The organism is Streptomyces sp. NPDC089799, assembly GCF_040684755.1.
Classification (GTDB): domain Bacteria; phylum Actinomycetota; class Actinomycetes; order Streptomycetales; family Streptomycetaceae; genus Streptomyces.
Genome location: NZ_JBFBGR010000019.1, coordinates 119,924 through 135,309 on the forward strand (window position 1 = coordinate 119,924; position 15,386 = coordinate 135,309).

At 71.3% G+C, this 15,386-nt stretch carries 18 protein-coding genes; 10 read left to right on the forward strand and 8 right to left on the reverse strand.

All coding sequences use genetic code 11. The features are described 5' to 3' along the window. Positions 1–47 precede the first annotated feature (47 nt). The 4 genes from AB0O36_RS21690 to AB0O36_RS21705 all read left to right on the forward strand — a co-directional run bounded on the left by AB0O36_RS21690 (position 48) and on the right by AB0O36_RS21705 (position 3,926). Entirely contained in the window at positions 48–1,148 is a 1,101-nt protein-coding gene (locus AB0O36_RS21690) for an LLM class flavin-dependent oxidoreductase (RefSeq protein WP_365112855.1), read from the forward strand. Beyond that, complete coding sequence (locus AB0O36_RS21695; protein ID WP_365112858.1) at positions 1,145–1,810, forward strand: CE1759 family FMN reductase; 666 nt, start codon at positions 1,145–1,147, stop codon at positions 1,808–1,810. Before AB0O36_RS21690 ends, AB0O36_RS21695 begins: the two co-directional genes overlap by 4 nt. A 201-nt stretch (positions 1,811–2,011) precedes the next feature. Next, positions 2,012–2,317 carry a hypothetical protein gene (locus AB0O36_RS21700; protein ID WP_365112861.1) on the forward strand — a complete coding sequence of 102 codons (306 nt, stop codon included), beginning with the start codon at positions 2,012–2,014 and terminating at the stop codon, positions 2,315–2,317. Positions 2,318–2,648: 331 nt separating this feature from the next. Next, on the forward strand, positions 2,649–3,926 hold the full coding sequence (locus tag AB0O36_RS21705) for an NAD(P)/FAD-dependent oxidoreductase (RefSeq protein ID WP_365112864.1): 1,278 nt from the start codon (positions 2,649–2,651) through the stop codon (positions 3,924–3,926). A gap of 30 nt (positions 3,927–3,956) precedes the next feature. On the opposite strand, the gene AB0O36_RS21710 is transcribed toward AB0O36_RS21705, so the two are convergent. Both AB0O36_RS21710 and AB0O36_RS21715 read right to left on the reverse strand, forming a co-directional pair. Then, positions 3,957–4,958 (reverse strand): TIGR03619 family F420-dependent LLM class oxidoreductase, encoded by a 1,002-nt coding sequence (locus AB0O36_RS21710; protein WP_365112867.1) that lies wholly within the window; start codon positions 4,956–4,958, stop codon positions 3,957–3,959. Further along, a complete protein-coding gene (locus AB0O36_RS21715) occupies positions 4,958–5,509 on the reverse strand; it encodes a GNAT family N-acetyltransferase (RefSeq protein WP_365112869.1) in 552 nt (183 codons plus the stop codon). Before AB0O36_RS21715 ends, AB0O36_RS21710 begins: the two co-directional genes overlap by 1 nt. Before the next feature lie 249 nt (positions 5,510–5,758). Here AB0O36_RS21715 and AB0O36_RS21720 point away from each other — a divergent pair, with 249 nt between their 5' ends. Together AB0O36_RS21720 and AB0O36_RS21725 are read left to right on the forward strand one after the other, a co-directional pair. Continuing rightward, positions 5,759–6,898 (forward strand): hypothetical protein, encoded by a 1,140-nt coding sequence (locus AB0O36_RS21720; RefSeq protein WP_365112872.1) that lies wholly within the window; start codon positions 5,759–5,761, stop codon positions 6,896–6,898. A 171-nt stretch (positions 6,899–7,069) separates the two neighbouring features. Next, positions 7,070–7,660 carry a hypothetical protein gene (locus AB0O36_RS21725; RefSeq protein WP_365112874.1) on the forward strand — a complete coding sequence of 197 codons (591 nt, stop codon included), beginning with the start codon at positions 7,070–7,072 and terminating at the stop codon, positions 7,658–7,660. 94 nt (positions 7,661–7,754) lie between these two features. Here the strand turns inward: AB0O36_RS21725 and tnpA are convergent, their stop codons facing one another. After that, positions 7,755–8,171, reverse strand: coding sequence for an IS200/IS605 family transposase (tnpA, locus tag AB0O36_RS21730; protein ID WP_365112876.1), 417 nt, complete (start codon positions 8,169–8,171; stop codon positions 7,755–7,757). 26 nt (positions 8,172–8,197) lie between these two features. On the opposite strand from tnpA, the gene AB0O36_RS21735 reads away from it, so the two are divergent. Beyond that, entirely contained in the window at positions 8,198–9,373 is a 1,176-nt protein-coding gene (locus tag AB0O36_RS21735; protein WP_365112879.1) for an RNA-guided endonuclease TnpB family protein, read from the forward strand. Between the two features lie 345 nt (positions 9,374–9,718). Here the strand turns inward: AB0O36_RS21735 and AB0O36_RS21740 are convergent, their stop codons facing one another. After that, the gene (locus AB0O36_RS21740) at positions 9,719–10,123 is read right to left on the reverse strand and encodes a PPOX class F420-dependent oxidoreductase (RefSeq protein WP_365112881.1); all 405 of its coding nucleotides are present in this window, start codon (positions 10,121–10,123) and stop codon (positions 9,719–9,721) included. A gap of 301 nt (positions 10,124–10,424) precedes the next feature. Here AB0O36_RS21740 and AB0O36_RS21745 point away from each other — a divergent pair, with 301 nt between their 5' ends. Then, complete coding sequence (locus AB0O36_RS21745; RefSeq protein ID WP_365112883.1) at positions 10,425–12,089, forward strand: phospholipase D-like domain-containing protein; 1,665 nt, start codon at positions 10,425–10,427, stop codon at positions 12,087–12,089. A gap of 58 nt (positions 12,090–12,147) precedes the next feature. Here the strand turns inward: AB0O36_RS21745 and AB0O36_RS21750 are convergent, their stop codons facing one another. Continuing rightward, the gene (locus tag AB0O36_RS21750) at positions 12,148–12,495 is read right to left on the reverse strand and encodes a hypothetical protein (RefSeq protein WP_365112886.1); all 348 of its coding nucleotides are present in this window, start codon (positions 12,493–12,495) and stop codon (positions 12,148–12,150) included. 172 nt (positions 12,496–12,667) lie between these two features. Between AB0O36_RS21750 and AB0O36_RS21755 the strand changes: the two genes are divergently transcribed. Next, the gene (locus tag AB0O36_RS21755; RefSeq protein WP_365112888.1) at positions 12,668–12,853 is read left to right on the forward strand and encodes a hypothetical protein; all 186 of its coding nucleotides are present in this window, start codon (positions 12,668–12,670) and stop codon (positions 12,851–12,853) included. Positions 12,854–12,967: 114 nt separating this feature from the next. Here the strand turns inward: AB0O36_RS21755 and AB0O36_RS21760 are convergent, their stop codons facing one another. Continuing rightward, positions 12,968–13,456, reverse strand: a complete 489-nt coding sequence (locus AB0O36_RS21760) for a hypothetical protein (protein WP_365112889.1) — start codon at positions 13,454–13,456, stop codon at positions 12,968–12,970. A gap of 211 nt (positions 13,457–13,667) precedes the next feature. On the opposite strand from AB0O36_RS21760, the gene AB0O36_RS21765 reads away from it, so the two are divergent. Further along, entirely contained in the window at positions 13,668–13,910 is a 243-nt protein-coding gene (locus tag AB0O36_RS21765; protein ID WP_365112892.1) for a hypothetical protein, read from the forward strand. A 120-nt stretch (positions 13,911–14,030) separates the two neighbouring features. Here AB0O36_RS21765 and AB0O36_RS21770 read toward each other — a convergent pair whose 3' ends face one another. After that, on the reverse strand, positions 14,031–14,639 hold the full coding sequence (locus AB0O36_RS21770; protein ID WP_365112895.1) for a YciI family protein: 609 nt from the start codon (positions 14,637–14,639) through the stop codon (positions 14,031–14,033). Positions 14,640–14,715: 76 nt separating this feature from the next. Next, positions 14,716–15,246 carry a VOC family protein gene (locus AB0O36_RS21775; protein WP_365112898.1) on the reverse strand — a complete coding sequence of 177 codons (531 nt, stop codon included), beginning with the start codon at positions 15,244–15,246 and terminating at the stop codon, positions 14,716–14,718. Positions 15,247–15,386 lie beyond the last annotated feature (140 nt).

Sequence of the window (15,386 nt, forward strand, 5' to 3'; positions counted from 1 at the left end):
TAGTTGAATTGTAAACAACCTCGGGGAAGGGCAAGGGGAGCTCAGCCATGCAATTCGGGATCTTCACCGTCGGTGACGTCACGGCCGATCCGACGACCGGGCGTGCGCCCGGCGAGCACGAGCGCATCAAGGCGATGCTCGCCATCGCGCAGAAGGCGGAGGAGGTCGGCCTCGACGTCTTCGCCACCGGCGAGCACCACAACCCGCCGTTCGTCCCCTCCTCGCCCACGACGATGCTCGGCTACATCGCCGCACGCACCGAGAACCTGATCCTCTCCACCTCCACGACGCTGATCACCACCAACGACCCGGTGAAGATCGCCGAGGACTTCGCGATGCTCCAGCACGTCGCGGACGGTCGTGTCGACCTGATGATGGGCCGCGGCAACACCGGCCCGGTCTACCCCTGGTTCGGCAAGGACATCCGCGACGGCATCGATCTCGCCGTCGAGAACTACGCCCTGCTGCGCCGCCTGTGGGACGAGGACGTCGTCACCTGGAAGGGCAAGTTCCGCACGCCCCTCCAGTCCTTCACCTCCACCCCCCGCCCCCTCGACGGTGTCGCGCCCTTCGTATGGCACGGCTCCATCCGCTCTCCGGAGATCGCCGAGCAGGCGGCGTACTACGGCGACGGCTTCTTCCACAACAACATCTTCTGGCCGGCCTCCCACACCGAGCAGATGGTGAACCTCTACCGGCAGCGCTACGCCCACTACGGGCACGGCACCCCCGAGCAGGCCATCGTCGGCCTCGGCGGCCAGGTGTTCATGCGCAAGAACTCGCAGGACGCCGTCCGCGAGTTCCGCCCGTACTTCGACAACGCGCCCGTCTACGGCCACGGCCCCTCCCTGGAGGAGTTCACCTCCCAGACCCCGCTGACCGTCGGCTCGCCGCAGCAGGTCATCGAGCGGACCCTCTCCTTCCGGGACTACGCCGGCGACTACCAGCGCCAGCTGTTCCTGATGGACCACGCGGGCCTGCCCCTGAAGACCGTCCTGGAGCAGCTCGACATCCTCGGCGAGGAAGTCGTGCCGGTCCTCCGCAAGGAGTTCGCGAGCCTGCGCCCCGCCGGCGTACCGGACGCACCCACCCACCCGGCCCGCGTGGCCGCGGCCCGGGCGGCCACGGAGCAGGAGGCACGGGCATGAAGCTCACCGTCGTGTCGGCCGGACTGAGCTCGCCCTCCTCGACCCGCCTGCTCGCCGACCGCCTCACCGCCGCGACGCTCGGGAACGTGGACGCCGAGGTCGAAGTGATCGAACTGAGGGACCTGGCGACGGAGATCGCTGGGCACTTCGTCACCGGGTTCCCGCCCGCCCGACTGGCCGCCGCCCTCGACGCGGTGGCGGCCGCGGACGGCCTGATCGCCGTGACCCCGGTCTTCGCCGCCTCCTACAGCGGCCTGTTCAAGTCGTTCTTCGACGTCATCGACAAGGACGCCCTCACCGGCACGCCGGTCCTCCTCGGCGCGACCGGCGGCACGGCCCGTCACTCCCTGGTCACCGAGCACGCCCTGCGCCCCCTCTTCACCTACCTCCGCGCGCTCGTCCTCCCCACCGCCGTCTACGCCGCCTCCGAGGACTGGGGCGAGGACGGCCTCTCCCACCGCATCACCCGTGCGGGCGCGGAACTGGCCCGCTTCATGACTCCCGCCGTCCGGACCACCGCCGCCGTTCACGCCCCCGACCTCGACACGGCGGCCGCGATCGCACCCCGTTCGCCGGCGGGGGCGATCACGTCCACGCTTCCGGCCGACGGCTTCCGGGTGGTCCCGTTCGAACAGCGGCTGGCGGCGCTGCGGGCCGAATAGCGCCCCGAAGCATCGCGCGCCCCCTTTCACCACCACACGCCGTGTCACCGTGGGGGCCGATTCCCTACTGTCGGTGACGATGGCGACGCCGGCGGCGAGAGCTGCGTCGGTGACGAGAGTGGCGTCGGTGACGAGAGCTGCGTCGGTGACGAGAGTGGCGTCGGCGGTGCCGGCGTGACGGAAGAGGCGGGTGGGCGGAAGATGCGTGGGACACGACGCGCGGCGCGGGTGCTCGGAGCGTGTACGGCGGCACTGGTGCTGGCGGTGGCGGTGCCGGGCGGCACGGCACAGGCGGCCAACGGGCTGCTGATCATCGACGGAGTGCCGCACACGGACCCGTCGGGGTGCCACCCGCTCGGGGACTTCGTGCCCTCGGAGGTCGTCAACCTCACGGACGAGGTGGCCTTCGTGTGGTCGGGGCCCTTCTGTGACGGGCGGGTGACCGGTGCCGTCCTGCCGGGTCAGACCGTACGGCCGGCCCCCGGGATGAGCCTGTTCATCGCCTGACGGCGAGGCCCCGCCACCGGACCCTCGCGCGGCGGGAGGGGTGGCCGCACGGCGGGACGGATGGTCGGCGACCGGAGCGACCGGAGCGACCGGAGCGACCGAAGCGACCCACATCCGGAATTGGTCGTGCCACATCGCGCACGGGCTGGGAATATCACCTCAAATCGTGCACCTCCGCCGCCTCCCGTGCCCTCGACCACGACCCCTCGGGGCCCGGGAGCGGGGAGCACGGACGGCGGGGGCGTGCGCGCGCCTCGCCCGTTGCCGTACCCGGCCCTGCGTACCCTGGCGGAACCGCGCACCATCCACCCGGGCAAGGAGGACTGCGGCCATGCGGAAGGCAGAGCGCCCCGATGCGGACGTCGTGGTCGTCGGGGCAGGCGCCGCCGGACTGGCCTGCACCGCGGACCTGGTCAGGGCGGGACTGCGGGTCGTCCTGCTGGAGGCCGGTGACGCCGCGGGCGGACGGATGCGCACCGACCGGGTGCACGGCTTCACCGTCGACCGCGGGTTCCAGGTGCTCAACACCTCCTACCCGCAGGTCAAGCACCGCCTGGAGCTACGGGCCCTGCGCCTGCGGCCGTTCACGCCGGGTGTGCTGGTGCACACCGGCAGCGGCCTGCGCAGGTTCACCGACCCCACCCGCCGCCTCCGGCAGAGCGGAGACCTGCTGCCGGGCCGACTGGCTCCGGGCCGCGACCTCGCCGCCCTGGCCCTGCTCTCCGCGCGCGACGTGCTGACCCCGGTCACCCGCATGAAGGCCCGGCCGGACGCCACCACGCTCGCCGCGCTGACCGGGGCCCGGTTCACGCCCGGCTTCGTGGAGACCTTCTTCCGGCCCTTCCTGTCCGGAGTCTTCCTGGAGGACCGGCTGGACACCTCCGCCCGCTTCTTCCACCTCGTGTGGCGCTCACTGCTCCGCGGCACCGCGTGCCTGCCGGCCGCGGGCATCGGCGCCGTACCGGACCAGCTCGCCTCCCGGCTCCCTCCGGGGGTCCTGCGCACCGGGGCACCGGTCGCGGCCCTCACCGCCGCCGGCGTCACCCTCGCCGACGACCGCGGCGAACTGACCGCCCGTACGGTCGTCGTCGCCACCGGCCTGCGAGCCGCGGCGCGCCTGCTCCCCGGCCTCGACGTGCCCGGCGCCCGGACCGTCACGACCCTCTACCACGCGGCAGGGCGCTCCCCGCTGGCCGAGCCCACCCTGGTGGTCGACGCCCGGCGCAGGTTCCTGAACACCTGTGTGCTCACCGAGCTCCACCCCGGCTATTCCGGGGACGGACGGGCGCTGGTGTCGACCTCCGTCCTCGGCTCGCCGGACCCGGCGGGAGAGGCGGCGGTCCGCGCCGCCCTCGGCGAGGTGTACGGCACGGACACCACGGACTGGGAACCCGTCCACCGCGTCACCGTCCACGACGCCCTCCCGGCCATGCCCCCGCCCCTGCGGCTGTCCCGGACCACCCGCTTCGCGGCGGGCCGCTACGTCTGCGGCGACCACCGGGCGACCGGTTCGCTCCAGGGCGCCCTCGCCTCCGGCACCCGGGCCGCCCGGGAAGTCCTCGCCGACCTGCGCGGCCACCCCCCGGCACCACCGCGCGACGACGCCTGACCCCCGCCGGCCCACAGGTGGAGCCACCCCTCACGCCCGGGGCGGCCGCCCCGGGGAATCCTCGGCCGACACCCGCTGATCCCGGGCCGGCACCGGCTGATCCCGGGCCGGCGCCGGGGAACCCCCGTCCAGTTCGGCCATGAACGCGGCCGCCAGATCGAGGAACTCCTCGGGCGAGTCCGTCGTCAGCTGGAGGTCCACGAGCACCTCGTCGGTCTCCGCCTCGCACATGGCCTCGAGGTGGTCGCAGATCCGGCGCACGGTCCCGCGGCGGTGGCTCTCCGCGGGGGTGGCTCCGGCCCGGGTGACCTCGGGGTTCACCCGGAACACCCGGCGCAGCCCCGCCGGGTCCCGCCCCGCCCGCTCGGCGGCCGCCACGGCGACCGACCACAGGCCGGTGAGGTGGGGCAGCGGCATCGAGGCCGAGAGCCAGCCGTCCGCCCGCCTGCCGACCCGCTCCAGGGCGGTCGGGGTGAAGCCGCCCAGCAGCACCGGGGGCCCGGGGACCTGGACGGGTTTGGGGAGGACGGTCGACTCGGGGATCGTCCACAGCGGGCCGGTGTGGGCGACCGTACCGGGCCGCCATACGGCATCGAGCACGTCGAGGGTCTCCTCCAGCCGTGCGCCGCGGCCCCGCCAGGGCACCCCGGCAGCCTCGTACTCCTCGCGCATCCAGCCCAGCCCGAGGCCCACGTCCAGACGTCCGTGGCTGATCAGGTCGAGGGTCGTCAGCGCCCGGGCGAGCACGAGGGGCGGCTGCCACAGGGCGTTGAGCGTGCTGCTGCCCAGACGTACCCGCTCGGTCGCCATGGCCGCCACGCCCAGGGTGAGCAGCGGGTCGAGGTGGGTGGCGTAACGGGCGGGCATCCCCTTCCCGCCCGGATAGCCCTCGGGGGAGGCGAGCGGGGCCAGGAGCCGGTCGGCCACCCAGAGGCTGTGGCAGCCCAGCCCTTCCAGCGCCGTGCACATCCGGGCGCTGCGGTCGGGGTCGGCGAACGGGCCGAACTGGGGGACGGAGAATCCGATGCGCATCAGGCGGCGACCGGCCGGTGGATGAATCCGGTCAGCGGGGCGAGGACCTTCCAGTCGAGCGTTTCGTAGAGAGCCCGGCCCTGGACGGTCGCGCCCAGGACGCCCGTGGCCGCACCGTTCTCGACGGCCGCGTTCGTGAGCGCGCCCATCACCAGCGTCCCGAGGCCGCGGCGCTGGTGGGCCTCCTCGGTGATGATCTGGTCGAAGACGCAGGCGCCGCCGGCCAGACCGGCCTGACCGCGCGCGGCGAGCTCACCGTCGCCGGCCAGGACGCGCACGCTCAGGACGCCGTCGGCGGTCCCGGCCGTGACCGTGTAGCCGTCAGGTGCGCGCACGACGGACGGGCTCAGGTCGACGGCCATCAGGAAGCCGGGATCGTCCGGCTCCCACCCGCGGGTGAACCACGGCTCCATCACGTCCGGTTCCACGAAGCCCTTGATCCAGGTGGCGGGCTCGGTGATCGTGCCGACGAGCCCGCGGGCGGTCCCGGCATCGGTGTCGAGCAGGACGTGACGGACCGTCTGGGTCGGCAGCCCGACCCGGATGCTCAACCCCCACGGAGCGTCCACCGGCTTCGGCGCCCTCCGCGAGACGACCCATCCATCGACCCACGAGCGCGCGAGATCCCACATCGAGACACCCTCCAAGTAACGACCGCAGCTTGAAATCGGATATTACACAGGCGGGATGACGGTTCGTTGCCGTCGGCACGGGCCCATGCGGCATCCGCTGCCACGGATGAATGCGGAACAGCAGGGCAACCCTCCGGTGGGGCCGTGAGTCTCCTTACCGATCACACCGTGCACCGTGATCGGACCCAGGAGGAGAAGACCATCACCGCCATACGCAAGACCCTCACCGCCACCGCAGTCGTCGGCGCCGTGCTGATGGGCTCGGCCGCCTGCGGCACGGTCGAGCAGCTGTCCGCCGGCCGGAAACTGGACCGGGCCTTCGAGAAGCTGGGCAAGGAGAAGACGATCTCCTTCGAGCTGGACCTGGACGTCGACGCCAAGACCCTCAAGGAGCTCGATGCCGAGTCGGACCCGGAGCCCGGCGAGGAGCTGCCCGATGCGGCCGCCGAGCTGATCAGCGGCGCGAAGGTCAGTGTCACGATGGAGTCGAAGAAGCCGTTCGACGAGTCCGAGGACAAGGACTTGGTGGGCATGGCCATGAAGGTCAGCGCCCCCGAGGGCGACCTCGTCGAGTACCGGGTCATCGGCGACCACACCTACCTCCGCTTGAACGCCGAAGCCCTCACCAAGGCCATGGACGTGCCCGTGCCGCCCGCCGGTGAACTCCCTCCGGAGGCCAAGGGCCTCAAGAAGGTGCTGGAGGGCCAGTGGGTCACGTACAACACCAAGGAGATGGAGAAGGCGGGCCAGGAGAAGGGCCGGGCACCCGGCGCCAAGCCGTCGCCGGAGCCTTCGCTGGACGCCAGGACCCAGAAGAAGCTCGCCGAGGCGCTGCGCGGGGCCATTGCCCGCAAGGTCGACTTCAAGACCGCCGGAGGTGAGGGCGGCACCGACCGCATCACCGCCACGGCCCCGTTCCGCAGCCTGATCACGGAGCTGGTCGGGGAGATCCGTCCGCTGGCCAAGGACCTGCCGCCCGGCATGGACCTGCCGACGGACGAGGAGCTGAAGGAAGTGCCCGACACCACGGTCACGGCCGACTTCACCCTCAAGAAGGGTGAGCTGACCGAGGTGAGGGTCGACCTCGCCAAGCTGACCGAGAAGGCGAAGGACCGGAAGTTCGGCCTGGTGCTGAAGATGACCGAGGGCACCTCTCCCACCGCCCCGGCCGGCGCCACCGAACTCGACCCGGACGAGCTCCTGGGCGGCTTCGCCGGCGGCATGATGCAGGACGGCGGACCCGACGAGAGCGCCTTCCCCGGCGCAGACCTCGACGAGGAGCTGGACCCCACGGAGGAAGCCGCGTAGCCGCACCCCCATCCTCGTCGGGCACCGGTCGGTGCCCGGCGAGCCGGGGCTGGGCGGCCCACCCTGAGGAAACCCTTAACCCACCCCCGGCCCAATCCCCCAGCCATATGGGGGCGTTGTAAGGGTGATCACCGATGGTGCGGCCGAAGGCCCGCCCGCCAGGGTGGAGCCATGACATCGAACGCGTCCGGACGCCGCGCCGGCCTCTCCTTCATCACGGCCCCCATCCTCCTCATCGCCTACGGCTCCGTACGCCTGCTGGTGGAGGGTTCGAAGGAGCCCGGTGCCGCCTGGACCATCGGCCACCTCGCATTCCTCCTCGGAGTCCTCTCCTTCGGGGCGATATGCACGGGACTGCACCGCACGGTGACGGATGACGGCGGTGGCCCGGTCCGACGGCGCCTGGCCCGGGCCGGCCTCGTGACGGGCCTGCTGGGGATGGCGGCCGCCGCCGCACAGGCGCTGATCGACCTGTACGTGGGACTCCGCGCGACGGACAAGCCGCACATGCGGGAGCTCTTCGCCCGGATCCAGGACGTCCCCGGAGTGGAACCGGCCGTCTACACGGTCGGACCGCTCTTCCTCTACCTGGGGATGATCATCCTCCTCGCGGCCCTCAGGGGCCGTGACTCCGTCCGCGCGTCGGCACTCTTCCTGCTGGGCACGGCCGCGATCGCGGCCAACCTCGACCTGCTGCCCCTCGGCGGACTCTTGTACCTCCTCGCCTTCGCCCCGCTCCGGCACCGGACCTCCGCCACCTGATTTCTCGCAGGGAGTACCGCCCTTTAGGGCGGTAGGGAATGCGTCCTTGGGGGGAGGCGCGGAGCGCCGGAGTTCTCCGCCTCCGTCTTGACGGTCAGACGGGCCGGTTCTGCTGCTCGATGTAGCGGCGGACGATCGCGAGAGGGGCACCGCCGACCGATCCGGCGAAGTAGGAGCCAGCCCACAGGCGCTGGGCTCGCCAGTAGTGCTGGACCAGTTCGGGATACTCCTGGCGGAGCCTGCGGGAGCTGACTCCCTTCAGGCTGTTGACCAGTTTGGAGATGGCGACTTTGGGCGGGAAGTTCACCAGCAGGTGGACATGGTTGGCCTCGCCGTTGAACTCGACCAGCTCGGTCTCGAAGTCGGCGCACACGGCTCGCATGATCTCTTCCATGCGCGTCAGGTGGGTGTCGGTGAACACGTTGTGCCGGTACTTGGTCACGAAAACCAAGTGGGCGTGCATGAGAAAGGTGCAGTGTCTACCAGTGCGGATGTTCTCGTACTCAGCCATAACCCAACTGTATTAGCATCGCGATCATGCAGCTTCGTTACCAGTACCGCGTCTACCCGACGCCCGGTCAGCGCATCAGCGCGGCCAGGGTGTTCGGGTGCCGTCGCGTGGTCTGGAACGATGCGCTGGCCCGGATCAAGCCGGTGAAAGGCGCGAACAAGCTCCTCGGGAACCCGAAGGAACGCCGAGCTGAGGGCCCGTATCTGCGGGTGCCGAAGAACCCGGACTTGGCCAAGGCGCTGATCACCAACGCGAAGAAGACCGCCGAGCGGGCGTTCCTGTCCGATGCTCCGGTCGGCGTGATGCAGCAGACTCTGCGGGACCTGGACGCTGCGTGGAAGGCGCACGAGGACTCCAAGACGGGTAAGCGCAAGGGGCCGAAGGTCCAGCCCCCGCGGTTCAAGAGCCGGAAGGACAGCCGGCAGGCCGCGCGGTTCACGAAGTCGGACCGCTGGTCGATCACCGAGGACGGTCGGCTGCGCCTGCCGAAGATCGGTGACGTGCGGGTGAAGTGGACCCGCGACCTGCCCTCCGATCCGACGTCGGTGACGCTGATCAAGGACCGGTCCAACAGGTACTTCGTCTCCTTCGTCGTGGACACTGACCCGGCCGCCGACATCCTCCCGCCCACCGACGGGGAACAGGGCATTGACCTCGGCCTGACCCGCTTCGCGGTCCTCTCCGACGGCACGCACATCGCGAGCCCGAAGTACCTGCGGCGGGCGGAGAAGAAGTTGAAGAAGCGGCAGCGGGAGCTGTCGCGGAAGGCGAAGGGGTCGAACAACCGGGACAAGGCCCGCATCCGAGTCGTCCGCGCTCACGCCTCCGTAGCCGATGCGCGCCGGAACTTCCACCACCAGTGGTCTCACAAGCTCACCAGCGAAAACCAAGCGGTGTTCACCGAGACCCTGAACGTGCGAGGACTGGCACGCACCCGCCTGGCCAAGAGCGTCCACGACGCGGGCTGGTCCCAGTTCGTGACCATGCTCGAATACAAGGCCGCACGCCGCGGCCGGGACTTCGCGAAGGTCGACCGGGCTTTCCCGTCCTCGCAGATATGTTCCGCCTGCGGACATCGCGACGGCCCCAAGCCCCTCAACGTCCGCACCTGGACCTGCCCGAACTGCGAGATCCGGCACGACCGGGACTGGAATGCCGGCCGGAACGTCCTCTACCAAGGTCGCCGCATCCTCACGGCCTGAACAACCATCACCACCCACCCCCGGACCGGGGGCCCGGCACCGGCAACGGTGACGGTAAATGCCTGCGGAGCGCACGTAAGACCGGACCTCGTCCGGCAGCGCGCACAACCCCCACCTCGGTGGGGAGGAACCAGGAACCCACCCGAAGCGGGTGGTCCGGCAACAACCGGCACCACCCACAGGCGGAGAATCCCCGGCCTTCAGGCCGGGGAGGCGGAGGTCAAATCTGCCCACCCCACCCGACCCGCGTAGACGCGAATGCGTGGCAAGGGCTGTGGCGCCGGTGGCCCCCTGCCCCGCGATTCCTGCAGGTCACGGGGGCACGGGACCCGGGCGGCAGGGGGTTCAGAGGGCTCCGACGATCTTCCGCGGGGAGATCCGGACGACCACGCGGGGGGCGTCGTCGGCGGCAGCCGGGTTGAACTCGCGGTACTTCTTGCCGGTGTACTTCACCGAGAGCTCGTCGATGAGTTCCTGTCCGCCGTCGGTGGTGAGCTCGGCGGTGCCGCGGATCTCGGCGTACTCGTAGGGGGCGTCGAAGGGCTGGAGGAGCACGGTGACGCGCGGGTCGCGCCGCATGTTCTTCTCCTTGCGCCGGCCGATGGTCGTCGAGATCAGTACGTCGTCGCCGTCGCGCTTCACCCAGACCGGTGACACCTGGGGGCTACCGTCGGGCTGCACGGTGGCGATGGTGACGAAGACGGGGCTGTCGAGCAGTTCCTTGAGCCTGGCGCTGAGCTCAGCAGACACGGCGGGTCCCTTCGGACGGGGTTCGGATGCTACGGAATGCTGCTCCACCTACTACCGCAGCCCACCTCACTTTCGCGGCAACCGGCGAAACATCGCCGTGGCGGCAACCGGGAGCCCGGCGTGGCCGGATCTGTCCCTCGAAGTACGCAACTACCCTTACCTGCTGGTAACTTCCGCGAGTCGATCTTGGTTCACCCGCAGTTCACCTGCGCCCCCGCCTGCATCGGCACCCGCTCCGGGACTCGCAACCGCAACCGCAACCGCACCCGCACCCGCACCCGCACGAAGGAAACACCAGACCGTGATACGTCCGCGCCTCGCGGCGGTACCAGCGCTCGCCCTCGCCCTCACCCTGCTGCCGGCTTCCGCCGCCGTCGCCGCACCCACCGCCGACGGCCCGTCCGCCCGGGCCACCCCGCACCTGGACGCGGTCGAGCAGACCCTGCGCCAGGTGTCCCCCGGCCTCGAAGGCAGCGTGTGGGAACGCACGGCCGGCAACCGTCTCGACGCCTCGGCCCCCGGCGGCGCCGACTGGCTGCTCCAGACGCCCGGCTGCTGGGGCGATCCCGCCTGCGCCGACCGGCCCGGCACCCGGCGCCTGCTGGAGAAGACCACCGAGAACATCTCCCGGGCCCGGCGCAGCGTCGACATCTCCACCCTCGCGCCGTTCCCCGACGGCGCCTTCCAGGACGCGATCGTGGCGGGCCTGAAGCGGTCGGCGGAGTCCGGCAACCGGCTCGACGTACGGATCCTGGTCGGCGCCGCACCCGTCTACCACTCGACGGTCATCCCCTCCCGTTACCGCGACGAGCTGGTGGCCAGGCTCGGGCCGGCCGCCGCGCGGAACATCACCCTCAACGTCGCCTCCATGACCACGTCGAAGACCGCGTTCTCCTGGAACCACTCCAAACTGCTGGTCGTCGACGGCACCTCCGTGATCACCGGCGGCATCAACGGCTGGAAGGGCGACTACCTGGACACCGCCCACCCCGTGGCGGACGTGGACCTCGCCCTGACCGGCCCGGCCGCCGGCTCCGCGGGTGCCTACCTGGACACCCTGTGGGACTGGACCTGCCGCAACAAGTCCAGCTGGGCGAGCGTCTGGTTCGCCTCGTCGGGCGGCGCCGGCTGCATGACCACCCTGCCCCGCGACACCGCTCCCGCGAACACCGGCCAGGGCCCCGACACGAACACGAACACGAACACGGGCACGAACACGGGCGACGGGGTACCCGTCGTGGCCGTCGGCGGCCTCGGCGTCGGCATCAAGGACCGCGACCCGTCCTCCCGCTTCGCGCCCGTCCTCCCCACCGCACCGGACACCAAGTGCGTGATGGGCCTGCACGACAACACCAACGCGGACCGCGACTACGACACCGTCAACCCGGAGGAGAGCGCCCTGCGCTCCCTGGTCGGCTCCGCCACCCGCCGCATCGACATCTCGCAGCAGGACATGAACGCCACCTGCCCGCCGCTGCCCCGCTACGACGTCCGCCTCTACGACACCCTCGCCGCCAAGCTCGCGAGCGGCGTCAAGGTCCGCATCGTCGTCAGCGACCCCGCCAACCGCGGAGCCGTGGGCAGCGGCGGCTACTCGCAGATCAAGTCCCTGAACGAGATCAGCGACGTGCTCCGCGGCCGTCTGACCACCCTCACCGGAGACCCGGCCAAGGCCCGGACCGCCATGTGCGCCAACCTCCAACTGGCCACGTTCCGCGCCTCCGACAGCCCCACCTGGGCCGACGGGCACCCGTACGCCCAGCACCACAAGCTGGTCTCGGTCGACGGCTCCGCCTTCTACCTCGGTTCCAAGAACCTCTACCCGTCCTGGCTCCAGGACTTCGGCTACGTCGTGGAGAGCCCGGCGGCCGCCGCCCAGCTGAACGACGACCTGCTGGCCCCGCAGTGGCGCCACTCGCAGGCCACCGCCACGTACGACCACGAACGGGGCATCTGCCGGGGCTGACGGCGCCGGACCACCGGCCGACGGGGGCGGTGGCGGGGGCGGGGGCGCGGCTCGGCCCTTACCCCGCGACCTGTTCGACGACACTGGTCCCGCTGCCGTCCTGGGACTCCCACGACCACGTCTCCTCCAGCCGGAGGCGCCCGTCGGGGAGTTCCGTGACCAGCGAGACGCAGTGCCCGGACGCGGTGCTCCCGTCGGTCCGGAGCTGTACGTAACGGAAGTCGACGGCGTCCCCGGCCCGGGTGCCGACCAGATACCCCCTGACCACGTCCCCGCCGGCGTACTCGGCCCAGACCCGGCCGTCCGCGTCGTCCTCGTGGTACGTGAACCGGGTCTGCCGCCCGACCTGCCCCGCCGCCTGATCGGCGACGGGTACGAAGACGAGCCCGTCGAGCGAACGTGCCATGCCGACTCCCTGAAGGTCCACCGTCACCGCCCGTGCGCGATGATCATCCCCGACCAGGGATTCTGGCACCCGCTGACATCCGCCGACACCCGTTCGGGGAACCTCGGTGCGGGCGGGCCGGATCGCGCTGCCACGGCCGCATCCCGTGGGGCGGGACGTCGTTGGTCCGGACATGAGGAAGATCATTACGGCTGCCTTCGTGGCTGCCCTCGCCGCCGGCGCGGCCGGCCCCGCCTCCGCGGACGAACAGCACCGCGATTCGCACAACGCGCCGGTGGTGGCGCTGCTCAACACCGGGCAGATCGACGATCCGTTGGAGGACGTACTGGAGAACATGCTGAACTTCGGCGGCAAGTAGCGCCGGGACCGACCACCAGGGGCGGGGGCCCGGGACCGGCCACCAGGGGCGGGGCCCCGGGGCCGTCACCGGGTCCTCCGCCGCCACCGGCGCCCCCGTCGTCCACCGGGCACGTCACGCCCGCTCTTCGGGACGGCGGCCCTCCCCGGCCATGAAGTGCCAGACCAGCGCGTGGCCCAGGACGATCAGCACGATCAGGAGCAACGCCTCGGCCTGGAACGGGTGCAGGCCGATCTGTCCCGCCGGCCCGGGAAAGGCCCCGACGACGGCGACCAGGGCGTACAGCAGCGTGGCGCAGGCCTGCTGCCCGACGACGAGGCGGTCGCCGTGGGTCCGGGAGAGCAGGCGGATGGTGCTCAGGCAGCCGACCAGCGCCAGTACGACGAAGGCCGACCGCCAGATCTCGGGCTGTTCGGCACCGCCGACCTGGGCGAAGAGCCCCATCAGCGCGGGCAGCAGGAAGGACAGGTAGATCCCGCCCGTGATGCGCCGCAGGCCGGGCTCCCGCATCCACTCCGGGTGGCTCTGGACCACGTTCCACCACAGCCCCACCAGCGTGAAGCAGGTGGCGGAGAAGAGCGCGTAAAAGGTGTTCACGTCCATGGACGTCGAGCGTGGCAGCGATGCCGTGGCCGACGGCCGCCCCACGCCGGGCACGCGGGGCGCCCGGGTCGCGTCAGGGCCCGCAGATCTGCGGCGAATCGATACTGCGCTGGCATTGGAGTGAATGACAGTTCCGCATCGCCCCTTCGTGATGTTTAACCGGCCGACGCACGCGTTCGCCGAGCGTCCTTCCGACATCCTTAGGAGAGTCATGCGTATCCGCTCCGCCCTGACCGCCTCGTTCATGGCCGCCGGGATCCTGCTGGCCGGTGCCGGTGCCGCCGCCGCCGACGGACACGTGGACATCGACAAGTTCTACGGCGGCCACTCGGCCTACACCTCCAACTGCGCCACCGCGGTGGCCGTTCCCCCGCTGACCGGGCCCACCTACACCACCACCTGCCTCCTCACGGGCGACAAGGACTGGGCGAAGGCCGGGCACCTGGGCGCCTGAGTCAACGGCGCCCGTGAGACGGGCGCCCGGGACACGGGCGCCTGAACCACCGGCGCCCGGGCATCGGCGGCTGATCCGGCTCGCACGCGGGGGAACGCGGGCCGGAGACACCCCGCGCCGTCAGCGGCGCCCGCCGAACTCCCACTCGTGAACCTCGACGTCCGCGTACCGGCCCGTATTCCCGCCCCCGTTCCCGGTCCCGTGCCCGTCCCCGCAGCCCTCCAGGGCCAGGACGGCGCGCGCCGCATCGGCATCCGGGGCCCGGACCAGCGCCGCCGTACCCACCCGGGTGGCGCCGTCGTCCGACAGCAGCGGCCCGTACGCGATCAGATCTTCCCGCTCGGCGGGAACGTCGAGGCCGACGGTCGGCCCCGCTCCAGAGGCGGGGCCGAGGCCGATCACGAGGTACCGGTTCCCTCCGCTCCGGCCGCCCGGGAACTCCCACATCGTGCGTCCCAGCAGATTGCGCCACCGGCGCAGCAGCACGTCCCGGTACACCCCGGCCTGGTAACCGGGCTCTTCGAAGGCGAACGCCCGCGCCGCGGCGGCATCGGGCAGGTCGACGATGTGCACGCTGCCGGTCGGCGTCTCACCGTCCTCGCCGAACGTCGGGCCCCGGGCGATCAGTTCCTTCTCGTACCGGTCCATGTAGGACCAGTGCCGCTCCAGCAGCTCCATACGAAGAGCCGCCGAACCGGCCCGGTCACGGTGATAGCAGAAGAACTCCATGCCCCGGACCCTCACCCGGAACCGTCCGCGGGTCAACCGGATCCACCCCCTCCCGCCACGCGGGCGGCGGGTTCGCTCACTCCGCCGTGGCCGGCCGCAGCGGCGTGCTGGACGTTCCCGACTCCCTCCCGCCCAGCGCGGCGTCCAGGGTCTCCTGCGCGGTGCGCATCGACTCCGCGTACTCCGGCTCGGACAGGCGCCGCCAGGCGGTGTCCGGGTCGACCTCCTCGACACGGCTCATCACCCACCAGATGTTGCCGAAGGGATCGCGGACCCGGCCGCCGCGGTCGCCCCACGCGCTGTTGCCCGCCTCGGTGATCACCTCCGCACCGTGGGCCACGGCCGCGGCCATCGCCGCGTCCGCGTCGGGAACGTAGACCCGCAGCAGCGAGGGCATTTCCGGCCAGTCGGGCCTGCGGTCGAAAGCCAGGACGACCGTGTCACCGACCCGGATCTCGCCGTGGCCGATGCTGCCGTCCTCCACCCTCACCCGGGCCAGCTCCTCGCCGTCGAAGGCGGCGGCGACGAAGTCGAGCAGTGCTCCGGTGTCGTCGGTGACCACCCACGGCGCCACCGTGGTGTACCCCTCGGGCGCGGCGATCTTCATCGGTGTCCCCTTCCGTAGCCGTTCGTACGCGACTCCCTGCGCGGTACGACGACGCTATGCGCCAACCAGGTCAGGACGTGTCCTACTTCGGGCGACGCGCGGGGGCCGTACCGCGTTAGGGATGCGTCAAGGTTCCGCGC